General features: G+C 67.6%; 16 protein-coding genes and 1 pseudogene. 4 read left to right on the top strand and 13 right to left on the bottom strand.

Annotated elements, in window-relative coordinates; translation table 11 throughout:
* Positions 1-5 precede the first annotated feature (5 nt).
* The 11 genes and pseudogenes from CSW62_RS11665 to CSW62_RS11620 all read right to left on the bottom strand — a co-directional run bounded on the left by CSW62_RS11665 (position 6) and on the right by CSW62_RS11620 (position 10,636).
* Positions 6-476, bottom strand: coding sequence for a hypothetical protein (locus CSW62_RS11665; RefSeq protein ID WP_099577959.1), 471 nt, complete (start codon positions 474-476; stop codon positions 6-8).
* Between the two features lie 35 nt (positions 477-511).
* Entirely contained in the window at positions 512-865 is a 354-nt protein-coding gene (locus CSW62_RS11660; protein ID WP_099577957.1) for a hypothetical protein, read from the bottom strand.
* 190 nt (positions 866-1,055) lie between these two features.
* Positions 1,056-1,376 carry a hypothetical protein gene (locus CSW62_RS26910; protein ID WP_233206664.1) on the bottom strand — a complete coding sequence of 107 codons (321 nt, stop codon included), beginning with the start codon at positions 1,374-1,376 and terminating at the stop codon, positions 1,056-1,058.
* 118 nt (positions 1,377-1,494) lie between these two features.
* Positions 1,495-1,656 (bottom strand): annotated as a pseudogene (locus CSW62_RS27450) (helix-turn-helix transcriptional regulator); the annotation flags it as partial.
* Positions 1,657-1,762: 106 nt separating this feature from the next.
* On the bottom strand, positions 1,763-2,440 hold the full coding sequence (locus tag CSW62_RS11650) for a phytanoyl-CoA dioxygenase family protein (protein WP_099577953.1): 678 nt from the start codon (positions 2,438-2,440) through the stop codon (positions 1,763-1,765).
* 34 nt (positions 2,441-2,474) lie between these two features.
* The gene (locus tag CSW62_RS11645) at positions 2,475-3,833 is read right to left on the bottom strand and encodes a nucleotide sugar dehydrogenase (RefSeq protein ID WP_099577951.1); all 1,359 of its coding nucleotides are present in this window, start codon (positions 3,831-3,833) and stop codon (positions 2,475-2,477) included.
* A 100-nt stretch (positions 3,834-3,933) separates the two neighbouring features.
* Positions 3,934-5,037, bottom strand: a complete 1,104-nt coding sequence (wecB, locus tag CSW62_RS11640; RefSeq protein WP_099577949.1) for a non-hydrolyzing UDP-N-acetylglucosamine 2-epimerase — start codon at positions 5,035-5,037, stop codon at positions 3,934-3,936.
* Between the two features lie 7 nt (positions 5,038-5,044).
* On the bottom strand, positions 5,045-6,298 hold the full coding sequence (locus CSW62_RS11635; protein ID WP_099577947.1) for a glycosyltransferase family 4 protein: 1,254 nt from the start codon (positions 6,296-6,298) through the stop codon (positions 5,045-5,047).
* Positions 6,299-6,303: 5 nt separating this feature from the next.
* Positions 6,304-7,914 carry a heparinase II/III family protein gene (locus CSW62_RS11630; protein WP_099577944.1) on the bottom strand — a complete coding sequence of 537 codons (1,611 nt, stop codon included), beginning with the start codon at positions 7,912-7,914 and terminating at the stop codon, positions 6,304-6,306.
* Positions 7,911-9,998: a bi-domain-containing oxidoreductase gene (locus CSW62_RS11625; RefSeq protein ID WP_099582262.1), complete on the bottom strand. Its 2,088-nt coding sequence runs from the start codon at positions 9,996-9,998 to the stop codon at positions 7,911-7,913. Before CSW62_RS11625 ends, CSW62_RS11630 begins: the two co-directional genes overlap by 4 nt.
* Positions 9,995-10,636 carry a bifunctional 2-polyprenyl-6-hydroxyphenol methylase/3-demethylubiquinol 3-O-methyltransferase UbiG gene (locus tag CSW62_RS11620; RefSeq protein WP_158235425.1) on the bottom strand — a complete coding sequence of 214 codons (642 nt, stop codon included), beginning with the start codon at positions 10,634-10,636 and terminating at the stop codon, positions 9,995-9,997. Before CSW62_RS11620 ends, CSW62_RS11625 begins: the two co-directional genes overlap by 4 nt.
* A gap of 166 nt (positions 10,637-10,802) precedes the next feature.
* Between CSW62_RS11620 and asnB the strand changes: the two genes are divergently transcribed.
* Complete coding sequence (asnB, locus tag CSW62_RS11615) at positions 10,803-12,599, top strand: asparagine synthase (glutamine-hydrolyzing) (protein ID WP_099577940.1); 1,797 nt, start codon at positions 10,803-10,805, stop codon at positions 12,597-12,599.
* On the opposite strand, the gene CSW62_RS11610 is transcribed toward asnB, so the two are convergent.
* Positions 12,583-13,467, bottom strand: a complete 885-nt coding sequence (locus tag CSW62_RS11610; RefSeq protein WP_099577938.1) for an FkbM family methyltransferase — start codon at positions 13,465-13,467, stop codon at positions 12,583-12,585. The genes asnB and CSW62_RS11610 overlap by 17 nt on opposite strands.
* Positions 13,468-13,509: 42 nt before the next feature.
* Here CSW62_RS11610 and CSW62_RS11605 point away from each other — a divergent pair, with 42 nt between their 5' ends.
* The 3 genes from CSW62_RS11605 (at position 13,510) to CSW62_RS11595 (ending at position 16,842) form a co-directional block, all read left to right on the top strand.
* On the top strand, positions 13,510-14,526 hold the full coding sequence (locus CSW62_RS11605) for a glycosyltransferase family 2 protein (protein WP_099577935.1): 1,017 nt from the start codon (positions 13,510-13,512) through the stop codon (positions 14,524-14,526).
* 88 nt (positions 14,527-14,614) lie between these two features.
* Positions 14,615-15,682, top strand: coding sequence for a glycosyltransferase (locus CSW62_RS11600; protein WP_158235424.1), 1,068 nt, complete (start codon positions 14,615-14,617; stop codon positions 15,680-15,682).
* On the top strand, positions 15,679-16,842 hold the full coding sequence (locus CSW62_RS11595) for a glycosyltransferase family 4 protein (RefSeq protein ID WP_099577931.1): 1,164 nt from the start codon (positions 15,679-15,681) through the stop codon (positions 16,840-16,842). Before CSW62_RS11600 ends, CSW62_RS11595 begins: the two co-directional genes overlap by 4 nt.
* Here the strand turns inward: CSW62_RS11595 and CSW62_RS11590 are convergent.
* A complete protein-coding gene (locus CSW62_RS11590) occupies positions 16,839-17,993 on the bottom strand; it encodes an MraY family glycosyltransferase (protein ID WP_099577928.1) in 1,155 nt (384 codons plus the stop codon). The genes CSW62_RS11595 and CSW62_RS11590 overlap by 4 nt on opposite strands.
* Positions 17,994-18,088: the final 95 nt, after the last annotated feature.

Here is an 18,088-nt window from a genome sequence, read left to right as displayed (position 1 = left end):
GCTCGTCACCCCTCGGCCACGGTCTTAGCGCCAACCCGGGGGATGGTGGGGTCGGCCTCTTGACGCAGGCGACGCCGCTGCGCTTGCGCGACGCTGGCGATCAGGAACCCATTGGCCAGGTAACTCCACACCACGATCGACGAGAGATAGGCCAGGGCCCTGATCTGGGGGTCGAAAATCAGCGCCACATGGGACGCCGCGCCAAGGGCGTGAACCGCCAGCGCCAGAACCAGCCAGATTCGCCGCGATTTCACGACCACGACCGTCAGAACGGCGAGCAGGGCCAGGTCGACCGCCGCCACCGCCCACTGTGGATCGGCGAAAGCCGAGTGACGGAACACCAGCGGGGTCAGTACGGTCGCGGCCAGCATGGCCAGGGCCGTGACGCGCTCTGGCCAGTCGCCTTTCCAGAGGGCGTAGGCGATCGCGCCGAAGAAGAAGGCCGCCCCGACCATGTAGCGCAGCGTGTCGAACATACGCTTGCATACTGCCAAGGCCGGGGCGGCGCCAGTTAGGCGGCCTCGGTCTTCACGACTTCAAGACGGCCCGACGGCTGAGGCTGGGCGTCGGGCTTGTCGACGAACGGTCCATAGGAAACCGCCGCCAAGCCGGTCGCGCGCTGGATGACCTCAAGGCTCCTGTGGACCGAGGACGTGCTTTCGCGCGCCCGGACCAGATCGCTGCTGGCGGTCGCGAGATGAGCCATCGGGGCCTGGATATAGCCGAAGGACAGCCCGGCGCGGCGTCCGGCGTCCGGCAGCATGCCCTGGAACTGGGCGATGGCGCTGATGGCGTCGTCGACGGCGCGCTCGGCGGCGAACAGCTTGTCGGCGACCTCTCGGCCGATCTCTTGCGGAACAGGCATGGGTTCTCCTCGGCGCTGGCCACAGCGCGATGCGTTTCGGGTTGTTGTCGAATTCAGGCGCCGCGGCTCGCCGCTTCGATCGTGCGCTGCATCGCGCCCATGAAGCTTCCGGCGGCGACAAGGACGCCGGCGAGCAGCAGGCCGATCAACACCGCCAGGCCAAGGGCCAGGGCGATCGACTCCAGTGAAGTCAGTTGTCGGCTGAAAGGTCCTCGACCAAATCCTCCTCGAGGAGGATCGAAGCCGCCACCAGCAGCTCGCGCAGCAGCAGTTCGGGCGGCGCCGAAAGCGCCTTCAGCCGCAGCATGGCGATTACGCTCCGCACTTGATCCTGCGAGCAGGTCGACAAGCGCGAAAGGTCCTCCAGTTGTCGTTCCAATTGCGCCCATGTGAACCTCGGCATCTGAGTTTGTTCCGAGGGGAGCAACGGGAACTTCTCCTCGAACTCCAGAATGTCCCGGCGAAGAGCGCGGGCGCTCTCGACGGCCTGCTGGGGGGAAAAGTTGTCCATGGCCTTCCTCTCCGAATGGCTCACGGGATGGCAGGGGAGGCGGCGTGTCGGAAAGGTCGGCCGAACCGTAGTACGTATCGTTGATACTGCTCTCGTGAGCCTCAAGCAGGCGCGCGGCCTCGCGGCGATTGGCGACGCCAAGACGCTCACACGATTTTCGCAGGCTCATATCGACGCCGTGCGGAGAGAGCCCGATCGCCAGGGCGATTTCCTTCGACGTGCGACCACGCGCCACGAGGCGAAGGATCTGGCGTTGTCGGTCGGAAAGGGGGGCGATCACGGATCGGTTTTCATCGACGATAGAGACCGAGCAATAAACCTCGGCTCGCCCTTCGCGTCACCTTGGAACTCGGCGAACCGCAACCATCCCGGGGGCAGGACAATTCTCATCCTGTCCGACGGACGAAGACCTCGCGGGTATCCATGCGGACATTTCGCGCGGCCTTGCAGGCGTCGTCCCTGGCGCGATGGCGTTCCGGGATGAAGCTCAGCAAGAGGGAGCGACGCCGGGCGCCGGAGCGGTTGCATGTCGCGCCGTGCAGCAGATCGGCGTCGAAGACCAGGATGTCACCGGCCTCGCCCGCCAGGACCAAGGCCAGGGCTTCGTCCGTCTCTCCAGCGTCAAGATGACGTGGAACCACCCGCGTCGCCCCATTGTCAGGCCCATAGTCGTCGAGAAAGACCAGGGCGGCGACGGATCCTTGCCCCAAGCCGTCGCGGTGCAGGGGCTGGTGGCCTCCGTCGCGCAAGGGCTCGCGCCCTTCAACCTGGCTGAAGAAGAAGGGCTCGTCGATCAGATGCCCCGCCGTCGCCAAGACCAGGGGCGCGCGACAGACCTGCCGCACGATCGGATCGAGATCGACCAGGGCGTGTCGCCAGCCGATCGCGCGTGGCGCGGCCCACTGGTCGGGCGTTCCGACACCGGCGTCGAAGGTCTCGCGCAGCGCCTGTCTCCACGCCGCGGGAACCGCGCCGCGCAGAACGAGATAGCCGTCGCGGTCGAACGTGGCGGCCAGCGCCGCTGGCAGTCGGTCAATTTGTGTGGGCGTGGAGACAGGGCTCATGATTTTGCTTAGCGGATTGCCCCGTCGGGGCGCCTCAGGCCTTGACGATGCGAGGGCCTGAATAGCCCGCGCGCGCCATGACATTGCGCGTATCCACGATCAGCTTGGCGTGACGGGCCAACTGGCCGTAGTCGACCGCGTCATGGTCGGTGGCGATCAGCACCGCATCGTAGTCGGCGATCACCTCGGCGCTTAGAGCCGCCGATCTCAGGCCTTCCAGCGCGGGGTAGTTGCGGGTGCTGGGCACCTGGGCGATGAGCGGATCGTGGTAGTCGACCCGCGCGCCGCGAAGCCGCAGCAGTTCCAAGAGCTTGAGCGAGGGGCTTTCGCGCAGATCCGCGACGTTCTTCTTGTAGGCCAGGCCCATGAGGAGAATCCGGGCCGCGCCAAGCGGCAGACCACCTTGGCGATCCAGCGCTGTGGTGAGGGTGTCGACCACCACGCGCGGCATCGCCACATTGATTTCGCCAGCCAGCTCGATGAAGCGGGTGGTGACGTCGTACTCGCGCGATTTCCAGCTTAGATAGAACGGGTCCACGGGAATGCAGTGACCACCCAGACCGGGTCCGGGATAGAACGGCATATATCCGAACGGCTTGGTCTTGGCCGCGTCGATCACCTCCCAGACGTCGACGCCCATGGCCGTGAAGATGACCTTCAGCTCGTTGGCCAGCGCGATATTGACCGCTCGGAAGACGTTCTCGGTGATCTTGACCGCCTCGGCCGTCTCCAGGGATGAAACGGGGACAGTCGACTCCACGACGGCGCCGTAGAACGCCTCCATCAGCGCCAGGGCCTCCTGGCCATCGCCGCCGACCACCTTGGGAATGCTGGCCGTATCGTACCGCGAGTTGCCCGGATCCTCGCGCTCGGGCGAGAAGCCCAGGAATATGTCATGCCCGGACACCAGCCCCGCCGCCTCGAGGACTGGCTTGAGGATTTCTCGCGTCGTGCCGGGATAGGTGGTCGATTCCAGTGAGACGAGTTGGCCCGGACGCAGGGTCCGCGCGATGGCCTCGCTGGTCGAGCGCACGAAGGTGAGGTCGGGTTCGCGATGCGGGCCCAGTGGCGTGGGCACGCATATGGCGATGACGTCGCAGACCGAAAGCAAGGCGAAGTCGCTGGTGGCCGTCAACCGCCCGGTCTGGACGAGACGGGCCAGCGTCTCGTTCGGCACGGCGGGGATATAGGAGCGACCAGCATGGATATGCTCCGGCTTGCTGGTGTCGATGTCGAAGCCGATCACGCCGAAACCGGCTTTGGCCACGGCCGCCGCGAGTGGAAGACCGACATAGCCGAGCCCGATAACGCCAACTTGGGCCGTTCGCTCCGCAACCTTGTCGAGCAGACTCTGGAAAGCGGAAGCTCGACCCGTCGGGATATGCGCGGTCATGCGTTTGAGGTCTTCCGTCCGCTTGGCTCGGCGCCGCCTCCCCAGCAGCGCCGTTAAGGTTACATTGCGCAAAATCACAACGTAAGCCAGTGTCTTTCCCTCAAGACGGGTAAAGTTCGCAAAACACGTCAGCGATGCGCTGCGCCGCATGGCCGTCCCAGAGCGCCGGGCGGCGGGGTTCTGCGCGGCGATCCAGGGCCTCGGCGATGGCTGCTCGCACCGCTAGCGGGGCCACGCCGGCGATACGGTTGCCACCTTCCAGCACCGTGATCGGCCGTTCGGTCGTCTCGCGTAGTGTCACGCAGGGCACGCCCAGCACGGTGGTTTCCTCCTGCAGGCCTCCACTGTCGGTCATGACGACGCGCGCGCCGTGGATGAGACCGAGAAATTCCCGGTAGCCAAGCGGCTCGGTGGCGAAAAGGCCTGGTCCATGGGGATCGTCGCTGAGACGGTCGGCCAAGCCAAACGCTTCGATGCGCCCCCGGGTGCGCGGATGGATTGGAAAGACCACCGGCAGGCCGTCGGCGCCGGCGCGTACGGCGTCCAGCAGATCCGCCAGGATGTCCCGGTTCTCGACGTTCGCGGGACGGTGCAGCGTCAGGACGCCGTAGCCCTTGGCGGGCAGTCCCAGTCGCGTGGGCATGTCCAGACCGCTAGCCGCCGGCAACTGGTCGAGGAGCGTGTCGATCATCACATTGCCGACCCGCACGATGCGACCCGGCGGGTTTTCCCGAGCCAGATTCTCGTCCGCGAGCCGGTCGGTGGTGAAGAGAATGTCCGAGATCGCATCGACACAGCGGCGATTGATCTCCTCGGGCATGGTCATGTCGCCCGACCGCAAGCCGGCCTCAACATGGGCGACCGCGATGCCGAGTTTCTTGGCCGTCAGCGCCGCGGCCAGGGTCGAGTTGACGTCGCCGACCACCAGGACGACGTCGGGCGCCACGGCCTCGAGCACGGGCTCCAGACCCAGCATGACCGCGGCGGTCTGATGGGCGTGGCTGCCAGAGCCGACACCCAGGTGATAATCCGGGTCTGGAAGGTTGAGATCGGCAAAGAAGGCGTCGCTCATCCGGCCGTCATAGTGCTGGCCAGTATGGACCAGCCGGTGCTCGAACCTGTCCGGGCGTGCGGCCAACGCGCGCGCGATGGGCGCGACCTTGACGAAGTTTGGACGTGCGCCAACGACGCTGAGGATTCTCATGAGGGTCTCATTCGGCGGGCGTGAACCTGGCGGCTGGCCGACCCACCCTCTCCAGCACGGCCAGCATTTGATCAGCGAGGACGGCGCGGTCGTAACGGGCCGCCGCGTCAAGCGCACGTCGGGCGTGCTCGGCGCGCAGGGCATGGTCCCGGGCCAGGGTGAGCAGGGCCTCCACCAGGGAGTCCGCATTCTCGGATTCGAACGTGAGCCCGACTCCCTCACGCTCCACGATCATGGCCGATTCGCCTGGCACGCCGTGCGCCACCGGCACGCCCATGGCCATGCCCTCGAAAAGCTTGGAGGGAATGACGGTGGCGAACAGCTCGGCCTTGCGCAGATGGATGATCGAGACGTCTAGCAGGCCCCAGTAGCGCGCGACCTCGCTCTTGGCGACACTGTCGAGGAAGACGACAGACGTCAGGCCCATGGCCCGGGCCTGGGCCTTTAAGGCCTGCTTGGTCGCGCCGTCGCCTAGCATCAGCAGGCGCACGCTCTGACCCTCCGGATGGGCCTCCAGGCGCGCGGCCGCCTCCAGCAAGGTATCCAGCGCATGGGCCATGCCGTGGGTGCCGATATAGCCGGCCACGAACTTGTCGGTGAGACCATGGCTGCGGGCCAGTTCGGCGTCGCGCGGGATCGGCGCGAACCGCGTGAGGTCCGCGCCGTTGGTCACCACGTGGATCTTCGCCCCGTCGACGCCGCGGCGAGTCAGGTTGTCCCGGAAGGCGTGCGTCACGGCCACGACCGCGCTGGCGCGGCGATAGAGGAAGAGTTCGAGGCGCTCGAGCCAATTGAGGACTTGTTCGTTGGCCAGGGCTCCGACCGCGCGGATCGACTCGGGCCACAGGTCGCGGACTTCGAACACGAAAGGCTTGCGGCGCGCGGCGGCCACGATCGCGCCCGCGCAGGCGGTGAAGAATTGCGGCGAAGTGGCCACGACGATGTCGACGCCGCGCACGAACGGCGCGGCCAGCACCGCACCGACCATGTAGCTGGCATAGTCCAGCGAGCGTTTGAACAGGCCCTCGTTGGCCGTGATGAACGACCAGACACGCACCACCTCTACGCCTTCGATGGTCTCGCGCGACCAAAGCCGGTTGCGATAGCCGGGATGCACCCGGCCACTGGGAAAATTGGGCGCGCACGTTACGACCGTTACCCGATGTCCCGCCGCCACCCACGCGCGACAATGCTCGAAGGTTCGGGACGCTGGCGCGTTGACCTCAGGCGGGAAGTTGTCGGTGAGAAACAGGATATGCATGCCCCTCACCAGTCGAATTGCGTGTGCAGGCGCGGGGTGTCGAACTGAACGACCAACTGCGTGCTGGGCTGGCGAAGGCCAAATTCAGGTCGCCACTCCGAATGTTCGAGGCGGGCGGGCGCACTTGTCGACCAGGTGATGATCCGGCCGGAGGGCGTCGTGATCGAGCCGGATCGTCCGCCGTCGTGAAGGGTCGCGCGACAGGCGGGCGCGAGGTGGAAGCGGGCCTCGGCCTTGTCCACGCGACCGTCTATCCGGTCCGTCACGTCGAGACGACCGCTGCTCAGCCGCCAGTCGCGGCGATGACGAGGACGGCCCGGCCGCCAGGCATAACCGTCGTGGGCCGCGCTGGCCCGCAGGCCAGCCTCGTCCCGCGCGACCTCGACGCCCTGGACACGGGCTCGCCGACCTGCGCGAAACCCGGACCAAAGCTCCGAGGAATCCAGGCCATCGATCTCGACGGTGCTGTGCGAAGCGGTGGCGCGCTCGCGAGCGCGATCGGCGCCTTCGCCATAGAGCGACGTGCCGCCGTTGACGACAACCCGGTCGGGGCCGAGCGACCACTCGAACGAAAGGGTGTCGGCGTGGGCATGACCCGGAAGATGGTCGGGTCCGATCGGCGCGGCGTCCAGAAGCACCACCGCTTCATCCGTCGCCAGACGTCCGTAACCGGACGCGCCCATCCAGACGCCAGAACCGGGACGCGTCGCTGGCGCCAGACCCAGTCGCAAGGCATAGTCTTCCAGCGCATCGAGGTCGCCGGCCACGCCGAACGCGGCGTCGTTGAAGAAGGCGATGCGGCCATCGGGATGGGTCAGGTTCGCCTGCCAGGCCAGCATCGGCCCGATAAGGCGGACCCATTCCTCTTCAGGCGTCGCATAGGTCCGCGCCAGGTTCAGCAGGTCGAGAAGATCCTCAAGCACCAGGGCGTGATACATGGGCGAGCGCTCGAAATGGCCGCCGTCGGCGAGGATCTGTTCGGCCAGCTGCGCCCTGAGGATCCCGAGCCCGCGTGTTCGCCAGCGTTCGGCCTCGGCGCCTTCGAAGAACAGGCCCGCGAACATCAGCGCCTTGGCGTTGGCCAGCAGGTGGTTGCCCAGGAGCCGCCATTCCAGGCGGCCTGCCAGCCACCGAACCTGATGGGCGAGACTGGCCAGAACGGCGGGGCTCAGCGACCCACCGGCGAGATGGCGCTTGATCCAATTCACGATGCGCAGCGAGGTGGGGTAGGGCTCCCACCCCACGCCCTGGCCCGGAGGATTCTCGTCGACCCAACGCTCGATCAGCGTCGCGAGACGGAGATCGTGCTCGCCCTGGTCTTGCGGGGAAAACCCGTCGAAGTAGTGCAAATTATAGAGCCAGAGCCGGGACTGAGCGGGATCGTTCCAGGCCCCGGGGGCGTCGATCTCGACCTCGTGGTTCAGATGGCAAACCCGCGCGGGTCCACGGAGCGGCGAAGGGCGAAGCAGTGCTTCTCGCCAGACCGCGCGCGGCCGACGCAAGGCCGGCGGCGGGGTCCAGTGCGGTCCGGGCCGTGGAGCGTGATGCAGGATCCGCCCATAGATCTGGACCGGTTTCAGCCACCGGACCGTACGCGCCAGGCGAGGAAGGCTCATCGGCGCGCGACCTGATCGGCCGCCTCGATGGCCAGGCCGCTGACCTCGAGCGCTTCTTCGAGCGGGATCGGGCACAGCTCGCCGTTCCGCAAGGCCGAAACGAAGGCGCTCACACAGCCGGCGTGTCCCTTGTCCTGGCGCCAAGCGCGTCGCCCCGGAAACGCCGGCCAGCCATGGCCGGTCAGGCGGCGGTAGTTGTCGAGATACAAGGTCCGTCCGCCAACGAAGACCTCGAGGGTCTCCTTGGCGCGACCGCGATGACCGTTGGCCAGATAGTGGATCGCGCCGATCGAGCCATCGGCGAATCCAAGCGTGATGATGGCGACATCGGACGCGGAAGCGGCGACCTGCATCGTCTCGACGGGCGCGCCGGCCAGATGCCGCAGAAGATCGATGAAATGACAGGCTTCGCCGACGATACGCCCGCCGCCGATCCTTGGGTCCTGCGTCCAGTGGTCGGGCGCCGCCGCGCCGGCGTTGACCGTCATCACCATCGCCTTGGGAGCGCTAAGGCTTACGAGAAGACGGCGCATCTCGACGACCAGGGGCGCGAAGCGGCGATTGAAGCCGACCATCAGCATCGGCGCGCCTGGGGCGGACGCCGCGCGCGCGATCGCCTCGAGGTCATCCCGAGCGAGACAGAGCGGCTTTTCCACGAACACGGCCTTGCCCGCAGCCAGGGCGGCGCGGACGTAGTCGGCGTGGCTGTCGTGCCGCGTGGCGATGCAGACCGCGAGGCTATTGGGGTCTGAGAGCACGGCCTGAGGATCCGTCGATACCCGCGCGAAGCCGAACCGTCGCGCCGCGTGGGCGGCGCCGACTCCGGTCGCCGAGACGACTGTCGTCAGGTGGGCGCCCGCCGCCACGAAGCTGGCCATCAGCTTGCGCCCCTGGGCGCCCGCCCCCAAAAAACCGACCATAGGCTGGGTGGGGCGCGAGGCGATGGCGGTGCGCCGATCGAGCGTCGGGTCGGCGCGCGCGTGCTCACCGGGATAGTCCAGAAGGATGCCCAGGGCCTTGCCCGCGCCGAGGAGCGCGTAGGCCTGCGCCGCCTCGGTGACGGGAAAGCGGGCGCTGATCAGCGACGTGACATCGAGGGCGCCGGAGGCCATCAGCTCAAGAACGGCTTCGAAGTTGCGCTGTTCGGTCCAACGCACGTCGCCCAGCGGGTAGTCGTGTCCTTGCTCCTCATAGACCGGGTCATGGCGTCCAGGCCCGTAGGAGCAGGAAACCTGGAAGCTGAGTTCCTTTTCATAGAAGTCAGCGCGGTTTAGGCGCAGGCCGGTGACCCCGACCAGGACCAGACGACCATGACGCCGGCACATGCGCGCCGCCTGGGCGACAGGCTCGTCGCTGGTCGCGGCCAGCGTCAGCAGCGCGCCGTCCAGGCCTCGGCCATCGGTAAGGCTAGCAGCTGCGGCCAGCGGGTCCTCGCCCGCCGCCAGATCGACGGTGGTGGCGCCGAAGGCCCGGGCCAGGGCTGTCCGGGCTGGGTCTGGATCGAGCCCGAGCACGCGGCAGCCGTTGGCGCGCAGGATCTGAACGGTCAGCAGACCGACCAGGCCAAGCCCGACGACCGCGAAGGTTTCCCCGAGCGTCGGGGCGGCCAGCCGCACCCCCTGCAGCGCGATGGCCGCTAGTGGCGTGAAGGCCGCGGCCTGATCGTCCACCGCATCCGGCGCCCGCGCGACCAGGTTGCGCCCCACCAGCACGACGCCGGCGTGTCGGCCGTTTGACACGACCCGTTCGCCTACCCGCAGGCCTGTCGCGCCGCCGTCGAGCACGCGTCCGACATTGCAATAGCCCACCGCCATCGGCTCATCGAGTTTGGCGCGGACGGCTTCGAGGGTCGCGGCCACGCCGTCCACGGCCGCTTTGCGCAGCACCTGGCGCACGCGCTCGGGCTGTTGCAGCGCTTTGGACGCCAGGGATCCGCGCGCGAAATCGAACAGCGCGCGTTCGGTGCCAGGCGAGACGAGGCTGGTGGTGGTGGCGATGCGCACGAAGCCCGCGCGCGCCAGGGGGGCGGGCACGTCCTCGACCAGCACGGTCCCGCCGTTCAGATCCTGCAAAACCTGCTTCATGGCGCCGCCTTGCGGCAGGTGGCGACCCAAAGGCTCGCCAGCGGCCCCAGGAACCGCGGCAGCAGGGGATCAAATTCACGCAGGCTCTCGACCACCAAGCCGTGCTCGCGCAGCGCCGCGACGAGTTCGGCCTTGCCCCAGGCGTTGTGGGAGCTGGCGAGGTAGGCGAAGAGCCGCCCGCCGGACAGGCGATGAGCCGCTTTCTGGGCCATGCGAAGGATCGAAAGTCGGCGCGGCGCTGACAGGATCAGATGGCCGCCCGGCCTTATCGCGGCCGACAACCGCGCCAACGCCGTCTTCGGATCGTCGACATATTCCAGCACGCTCAGACAGAGTGCGCCGTCATAAACGGCGCTGTCGGTCAGCTGTTCGACCAACCCTTGATCGAATCTCGTCGCGGGCGAGCCTACGCGCGCTGCGGCGATCATGGCCGCCGACGCGTCCAGTCCACGAGCCTGGGCGCCGCGCGCGGCCAGCCAGTGCGTGAAGTCGCCAGCGCCGCAACCCGCGTCCAGCCAGCGCCCGCTGATCGGCAAGGGCGCGAGGATCTCCGTCTCAAGGAACCGGCGACGCCGCGCGAAGCCGCCACGGCGATAACGCGCGCTCCAACCGTCCGCGAGACGGTCATGAAAGGTCACGCCGTTCCCCGTAGAAGCCGGTTTGCCGCCCACGGCGCGCGTCACGCTTGGCATTTCCCGAGCATTCCCACCCTTTGGGCAACCCATCCCCTAGGGTTGCATTTCTCAAGGATTATAGTTTGGCGAGACAACGTGCAATCTGCGGCGCGCGGGGGGGCGTCGAATCATGTGCGGCATCAACGGAATTTTCGCCTACGGCGCCGGCGTCGCGCCGCCGCAGCCGCGAGAACTGCTGGCCACGCGCGACCACATGCGCGCCCGGGGACCCGACGGGGAGGGGGCATGGTGGTCGCCCGACGGTCTGGTCGGCCTTGCCCATCGTCGACTCGCGGTGATCGACCTTGCCGACCGCGCCGCCCAGCCGATGCGCCTGCCCGAGGCTGACCTCACCCTGGTCTTCAACGGCGAGATCTACAATCACCGGGAGCTGCGCGCGGAACTGGAAGCGCGGGGTGAGCGCTTCGTCACCCAGTCGGACACCGAGGTGATCCTTCGGCTGTACGCCCACGAGGGCGTGGCGATGTTGCGGCGATTGCGCGGCATGTTCGCACTGGCCTTGTGGGACGGGCGAAAGGGCGGACTGCTGTTGGCGCGCGATCCCTATGGGATCAAACCGCTCTACTATGCCGATGATGGCGGCGCGTTCCGCTTCGCTTCCCAGGTCAAGGCGCTGATGGCCGGCGGCGGCGTGGAAGACACGATCGACCCGGCGGGATGGGTCGGCTTCCACATCTTCGGCCATGTCCCTGAGCCGTTCACCCTGCACAGGAATATCCAGGCAGCGCCGGCTGGAACGGCGATATGGGTCGGGCGCGACGGGGTCTCCGCGCCGGCCGTTTACACAAGCCTGGCGCGGATACTGGCGGAAGCGCCGCCCCCCGACGCGCCTCTGAATGAGGTGCTCCGTGGCGCGGCTCTCGACAGCGTGCGCAGCCATCTTCTGGCCGATGTCGAAGTCGGCCTCTTCCTGTCGGCCGGCGTTGATTCGGGGGCTTTGCTGGACCTGATGCGTCAAGCCGGTCATGGCGCGCCACGCGCCCTCACGTTGGTCTATCCCGATTTCTCGGGCGATCCGCGCGATGAAGGCCCTCTGGCCGCCGCGATGGCCAAGGCCCAGGGCGCGCGGCATGTGCTTCGCCGCGTCGACCAGGCCGAATTCGAAGCCGACCTGCCCGCCATCTTGTCGGCCATGGACCAACCCTCGATCGACGGCATCAATACCTGGTTCGTGGCCAAGGCCGCGCGCGAGCAGGGCCTGAAGGTCGCGATCTCGGGCGTGGGCGGCGATGAACTGCTGGCGGGCTATTCGACGTTCCAGACCTTGCCGCGCCTGCTGCGCCGCGCCCGACCGTTCACGCATGTTCCGGGCCTTGCGACGTTCACGCACGCGGCGCTCAGCGTGTTCGCCCCCGGGCCGGTCCGGCGCAATCCCAAGGTTCTGGGCGTACTTCGCCATGCGCGAAGCTGGGGCGGCGCCTACATGCTCAGACGGGCCGTGCGACTGCCCGCCGAGCTCGACGCCATCATGGACCCCGAGATGTTGCGCACCGGCCTGGAGCGCTTGAACCCGGTCGACCGACTTGACGGTCTGCTCGAACCGGATCCGGGGTGCGACAACGGTCGGGTGGCGCTCCTGGAATCGCGCGCCTATCTGCGCGACCAATTGCTCCGAGACGCCGACTGGGCGGGCATGGCGCACGGCGTGGAGATCCGCACGCCGTTGGTGGACATCGATCTTTTCAGGGCGGTGGCGCCCCACATCGCGGGCCTCTCGCCCGGCGACGGGAAGCGCGCGTTGGCGAACGCGACCGAGCTTGGCTTGCCCATGGAGGTGCTGAAGCGCTCCAAGACCGGCTTTGCCATTCCGGCCGCGCATTGGGCGCTTGGGCCCCACGGACCCGATCGCGTGCAGTCGCGCCGTTGGGCCCTCAGCGTCGCCGAGGCCTTCAGGCCGCCGGGCTAACCCAGTAGTCCCCTGGCGGCAGAATCTCGGCGGCGGGGGTGGCCACCCAACCGTGGGTCAGCCAGCCGCGCATGCCATGAAAGCGCGTCACCTCGACCGGATAAGGAAAGAGCGCCTTCAGGTCCGTTAGTGTGCGGATAGCCTCGGGCGCGTCGCCACCGGCCTCCACCCAGACCAAGGGTTCATCGCGCTCAAGAACCGTCGTCAAGCCGCGCAGTACGTAGGCTTCGTAACCCTGAACATCGATCTTCACCGCGTCGATGCGCGGTGATCCGAGGCGTTCGACGACGCCATCGCCGCGGGCCACGGGCGTCTGGCCCGCCGGCCGGAGCGGGCGATCGTACTGCGGCGCGCTCAGGAAGGTCGCCAAGCCGGCGTTGGCGCCCGCCACGTCATAGAGCGGCAGGACCGCGTCCTCATCTCCCAGGCCCATACGGTGCAAGGTGATGTTGGTCAGCCCATTCAGCGCCACGTTCCGCTCGAACGGCTTCCACAGCGCCGCATTGGGATCGAAGGCGTGAACGGTCGCGAAATGGCGGGCCAGTCGAAGACTGTGAACGCCCACATTGGCGCCGATATCCAGCGCCACGCCGCGCCTCCCGGCCGGGACGCGGCGCAGAAAGGCGTCCAGCGCTTCGGCCTCGTAGCCGCCGAAGAGATAGACTTCACGGTCGAGGAAACTGCCCAGATCGCCGCTGAACAACACGCCCCGATTCTCGATCGTGAAGGCGCCGCGCGCGGCTGGCGGCGCCAGGCGCGCGGCGATGCGCCGCCAGCCGCGCACGTGTCGCAGGCCCCTCAACGCGCGCACAAGCCGGGCCGACGCCTGCGGCGGATGAAGGATGTCGGCTTGAACGGGCGGAGCCATATAAATCGGTCCGTTGCGCTGTCTGGTTGAATGGGTCGTCCCATGATAGCCAAAGATGATCTGGAGGCGACGCCCTTGTTGCGCGCGCCACGGGAGGGCGACGAGTTGGCGATACGGGGAGGGGAGGAAGCGACGACGAAAACGGTCGCGCCCCTGTCGATCACCGCCATCGTCCTGACCTATGACGAGGAGATCCACGTCGCGCGCTGTATCGAGCGCCTGCGCCCCCTGGTCGCGCGCATCGTGGTGGTTGACAGCTTTTCGACCGATCGAACGGTCGAGATCGCCCGCCAGATGGGCGCGGAGGTGGTGCAGAGGGCCTGGAAGAACCCCGCTGACCAGTTGAACTGGGCGCTTGAAACGATTGGCGTGGACACCGACTGGGTCCTGCGACTGGATTGCGACGAGTATCTCGAACCGGGCTTGCAAACAGCGTTGCGTCAACGCCTGGGAAGCCTTCCCAGCGCGGTGGCCGGAGTCGAGTTCAAGCTCAAGGTCATCTTCCGTGGACGGTTTATTCGTTTCGGTGGCTACTATCGAACCTGGTTGCCGCGTCTTTGGCGCCGCGGCGCGGCGCGGATTGAACAGCGCTGGATGGACGAGCGGGCGGTGCTGACTCAGGGGCGCGCCATACGCCTGTCTGGCGGCGACCTCGTCGACGCCTCGCTCAAGGACATCGACTGGTGGACGACCAAGCATAATCGCTACGCCACGCTCCACATGGTCGACTTCGTGTCTCGTGAATTTGAGCTGGCGCCCATCGATCGTAGCGTCGAGTCCGCCGGCCTGGGACAGGGGCGGCTCAAACGGTTCTTGCGTCACAGGGTCTATGCAGGCGCGCCCCTATACCTGCGCGCGGTGCTGTACTTCATACAGCGCTACATCCTGCGCCTGGGCTTTCTCGACGGTCGGCGGGGTTTCGTCTGGCACTTTCTGCAGGGTTTCTGGCTGTTCGTGCTGATCGACGCCAAGATCGACGAGGCGCGCGCCATGATCCGCCGAGACGGGCCGCAAGCCTTTCAGGCCTGGCTTAGGACGCGACATGGCGTTGAGCTCTAAGGAGGGGGCGAGGCCCAGCGTCCTGGTGCTGATGGGGTGCTTCTCGCCGGGCGCCGACGCCTCGGGACCCAACCAAAGCCTGAGGGCGATGTGCGAGGCCCTGGGTGAGGATTTCGACTTCAGGATCGCGGCGCGCGATCGCGCTTTCGGGGCGCGGGAAAGCCAGTCGACTGGGCCCGGATGGCGCCGCGTCTCTGGCGCGCGCGCACGATATCTCGAGATCGGCCCATTGGGGGCGCGTGGACTGGCCGCGTTGCTCAATGAGACGCCACACGACCTTCTGATGCTCAATGGCTTCTTCGACCGCGAGTTCACGCTGCCGGCGTTGATTCTTCGGCGCGGTCGCCTGGTGACCCGACGGCCCGTGCTTCTTTCGCCGCGCGGCGAGTTCGGCGCCGGCGCGCTGTCCTTGAAGGCGGGCGTAAAGCGCGCCTGGCTCGCCTCGGCCCTGGCCTGCGGTCTGCTCGAGGGCGTGACGCTTCATGCGACGGGCGAGGAGGAGGCGGCCGACATCCGTCGCGCGCTGGCCGGGCGCCTGCCCACGGTCACCGCGCCCAATGCGCGGTTTCTGTTCGCAAGGCCGACGACGCAGGCGCGCGCGCCCGGCGCTCCGCTTCGACTGGCTTTCCTGGGGCGGATCTCGCGGATCAAGAACCTGGATTTCGCGCTCAAGGTTCTGGCCCGCGTCAAGGCGCCGGTGATCTACGACATCTACGGCCCCGACAGCGATCCAGCCTATGCCAAGGCCTGCCAGACTCTGGCGGCGAGCCTACCGTCTCATGTGACGGTGCGTTTTCATGGCGAGGTCAGCAACGCCGAGGCTCCAGCGCTCCTGGCCGCGCACGACCTGCTGTTTCTTCCCACGCTTGGCGAGAATTTCGGCCATGCCATCTTCGAGGCGCTTGCCGCCGGATCCCCCGCTCTGATCAGCGATCGTACGCCCTGGCGCGGTCTTGAGGCGCGCCAGGCGGGGGGCGACCTGCCGCTTGAGCGCCCCGCCCTCTTCGCCCAGGCCATCGACCGTTTCGCGGCGATGTCGCCTGCGGACTTCCTCGCCTGGCGCGATGGAGCGCGGCTCGAGGCCGAACGGGAGACCGTCCAGAGCGACGCGGTGCGCCAGTTGCGCGAGATGTTGCTGCGGGCGTGTGGCCGATGAGCGCGTCGCCGGCGCTGCGGGTGGCGATCGTCGTCTCCCACCCCATCCAGTATTTCGCACCGCTCTATCGCGCCCTGGCCGCCACGCCCCAACTGCAGCTTTTGGTGTTGTTTTCGAGCCGTATCGGACTGGATCATCATCTGGATCCGGCGATGGGCGTGGCCATGGCCTGGAAGACCGACCTGACCAGCGGCTATCCCCATCGATTTCTGGCGGGCGCCGAGGGCATCGCGCACGCGGGATTCCTGGCCCTGAACAATGTCGACGTCGGCAGGCGCCTGGCCGAGCACGATCCTGATGTCGTCATCCTCCACGGCTATGCCTCCTTGACCAACCTGAAGGCCCTGGCCTGGGCGAAACTGCGCCGCCGCCCCGTGATCCTGGCCTCCGACGCCAGTATCGACGCGGCGGGCCTGGCGCCGAGGGTCGTCAAGCGGCGGCTTCTGGCGCTGTTTTCAGCGTTCCTCACCCTCGGCGACCGGGCCGAGGCGTTTCTGGCGGCGCGGGGCGCGCCGCGCGAGCGGCTCTTTCGTGCGCCAGCCATGCTGGACGAAGGGTTCTGGCGGGTTCGTGACGCCGGGCCCGCGCACCGCGCCCTCGCGCGAAAACGTCTGGGTTTGGCCGACGGCGACACGGCCGTGCTTTGTGTCGGCAAGCTGTATGCGGGCAAGCGGGTAGGGGATGTGATCGCGGCCTTGGCGCGTTTGCCCGATCCGCCCATTCTGATCGTGGCCGGCGATGGCGCGGAGCGCGCGACCCTGGAGGCGCAAGCGGTCCGCGCGGGCGTCGGCGCTCGGTTTCTGGGCTTCGTCAACATCGACGCCCTGCCGGACGTCTACGCCGCGGCGGACGCCTTGATCCACGCCGCTGAGCTCGAGCAGTACGGGATGGTCCTGCTGGAGGCCGCTGTCCTGGGATTGCCGCTGGTGGTCAGCGACCGGGTCGGCGCGGTCGGCGCTACGGCCATCGCTCAGCCCGATCGTAACGCCCTGGTCTTTTCCTGTGGCGATATCGCCGCGCTAGCCGCCGCGATCGACAAGGTTCGAGATCCCCGGACGGCGGCCCGGCTGGGCGAAGCCTCGCTGGCCATCTCCCAGGCGCATCGCGGCCCCGCCACCGTCGCGGCGGTCATGGCCGCTTGCCTAGCGGTTAAGACTTAAGCGCCCAGGCGTTCGGACGCGCCGATCGTCTTGATCGCCGAAGCCGGCGTCGAGCCTTGGCCCGCGGTCAGTCCACGCACGAGGGCGACAAAGCGCGCGCGCCGCAGACTGACCCCCACGTAGAGGGCCGTCAGGGTCAGGAACGCAAAGATGAACAGGGGCTGCGGCACATGCTGCAACAGGCACAGCGCCGCGACGAGTCCGATGAACAGGCTCGCGAGCGTCACCAGCAGGACGATCGCGGTCGGGGACAGTCCCGCATCGGCCAGGACATGGTGCAGATGGTCGCGATCGGCGCTGAAAGGCGAGCGGCGCTTGGCGATGCGGCGCAACACCAAAGTCAGGCAGTCGATCACTGGAACGGCGATCAGAAACGGAGCCAGTACCGGCGTCACCGGGTGGGACGGCGTCTGGGTCAGCCGGAAACATGCCCAGGCCACCGCCAGGCCCAGGAACTCGCTGCCCGCATTGCCCAGGAACACGCGCGCGCGCGGCCGGCCGGGCAGACGAAGATTGAACAGCAGGAACGCGATCACGCCGCCACAAAGGAGAATGAGCGTCCTGGCCAGTTCGGCATTGCCGGCGTAGAGGGCCGCGCCCGTCAACATGGCGAGCGCCGACAGGATCGCCGCGCCCGCCAGGCCATCCACCCCGTCGATCATGTTGATGGCGTTGACCAGGCCGACCGTGGCCAGGATGGTGAAAGGGCCCGCCAGGAAACCGAGATCCCGGCCGTTGAACCCCAGGGCGGTGTCGATGGAGTTCACTTCCACGCCGCCGAACCGGATCAGAACCATGGCGGCCGCGACTTGAGCGGCGACCTTCCAGGGCCAGGCCAGGTCAAACAGGTCATCGAGTCCGCCGCTGACCAGGAGGGTCATGCCGCCCAGGGCCAAGGCCGCCTCGGGCGGGGTCAACGGCCCAAGCCCGCTGGCCGCCAGCGCGCATCCCAGAGCGATCGCCAAACCGCCCACGGCCGGGGTCGCGCGCTCGTGCCGCTTGCGCCCGCCCGGCTGGTCCATCAAACCCAGGCTCGGCGCGAGGCGACGCAGAACCAGCAACGACACGACGGTCGCCAGCATCGCCAAAAGGCCCACAGCCAGGGCCGAGGCCGAGACCATGCTCCAGGTAAGCCAAACCGCTTGCAGCATCGCTTCGACCGCGCCCGTTCGTCGCAACTCGGACGAGCGTCCACCCCCTAATGAAACTCAGCGTTATACATCACCCGCGGTCGCGCCGCTGTAAA

The sequence above is a fragment of the Caulobacter sp. FWC2 genome, assembly GCF_002742625.1.
Lineage (GTDB): Bacteria > Pseudomonadota > Alphaproteobacteria > Caulobacterales > Caulobacteraceae > Caulobacter.
Note: the sequence above shows the minus strand (reverse complement) of the source record. Positions and strands in the feature narration are given on the sequence as shown.

What these genes read in the sequence shown, in the direction of transcription:
- CSW62_RS11630 (WP_099577944.1), bottom strand. Translation starts at nt 7,914, where the DNA reads ATGAGCCTTCCTCGCCTGGCGCGTACGGTCCGGTGGCTGAAACCGGTC.
- CSW62_RS11665 (WP_099577959.1), bottom strand. Translation starts at nt 476, where the DNA reads ATGTTCGACACGCTGCGCTACATGGTCGGGGCGGCCTTCTTCTTCGGC.
- CSW62_RS11600 (WP_158235424.1), top strand. Translation starts at nt 14,615, where the DNA reads ATGTGCGAGGCCCTGGGTGAGGATTTCGACTTCAGGATCGCGGCGCGC.
- CSW62_RS11625 (WP_099582262.1), bottom strand. Translation starts at nt 9,998, where the DNA reads ATGAAGCAGGTTTTGCAGGATCTGAACGGCGGGACCGTGCTGGTCGAG.
- CSW62_RS11635 (WP_099577947.1), bottom strand. Translation starts at nt 6,298, where the DNA reads ATGCATATCCTGTTTCTCACCGACAACTTCCCGCCTGAGGTCAACGCG.
- CSW62_RS11595 (WP_099577931.1), top strand. Translation starts at nt 15,679, where the DNA reads ATGAGCGCGTCGCCGGCGCTGCGGGTGGCGATCGTCGTCTCCCACCCC.
- CSW62_RS11660 (WP_099577957.1), bottom strand. Translation starts at nt 865, where the DNA reads ATGCCTGTTCCGCAAGAGATCGGCCGAGAGGTCGCCGACAAGCTGTTC.
- CSW62_RS11590 (WP_099577928.1), bottom strand. Translation starts at nt 17,993, where the DNA reads ATGCTGCAAGCGGTTTGGCTTACCTGGAGCATGGTCTCGGCCTCGGCC.
- asnB (WP_099577940.1), top strand. Translation starts at nt 10,803, where the DNA reads ATGTGCGGCATCAACGGAATTTTCGCCTACGGCGCCGGCGTCGCGCCG.
- CSW62_RS11605 (WP_099577935.1), top strand. Translation starts at nt 13,510, where the DNA reads ATGATAGCCAAAGATGATCTGGAGGCGACGCCCTTGTTGCGCGCGCCA.
- CSW62_RS26910 (WP_233206664.1), bottom strand. Translation starts at nt 1,376, where the DNA reads ATGGACAACTTTTCCCCCCAGCAGGCCGTCGAGAGCGCCCGCGCTCTT.
- CSW62_RS11650 (WP_099577953.1), bottom strand. Translation starts at nt 2,440, where the DNA reads ATGAGCCCTGTCTCCACGCCCACACAAATTGACCGACTGCCAGCGGCG.
- wecB (WP_099577949.1), bottom strand. Translation starts at nt 5,037, where the DNA reads ATGAGAATCCTCAGCGTCGTTGGCGCACGTCCAAACTTCGTCAAGGTC.
- CSW62_RS11610 (WP_099577938.1), bottom strand. Translation starts at nt 13,467, where the DNA reads ATGGCTCCGCCCGTTCAAGCCGACATCCTTCATCCGCCGCAGGCGTCG.
- CSW62_RS11645 (WP_099577951.1), bottom strand. Translation starts at nt 3,833, where the DNA reads ATGACCGCGCATATCCCGACGGGTCGAGCTTCCGCTTTCCAGAGTCTG.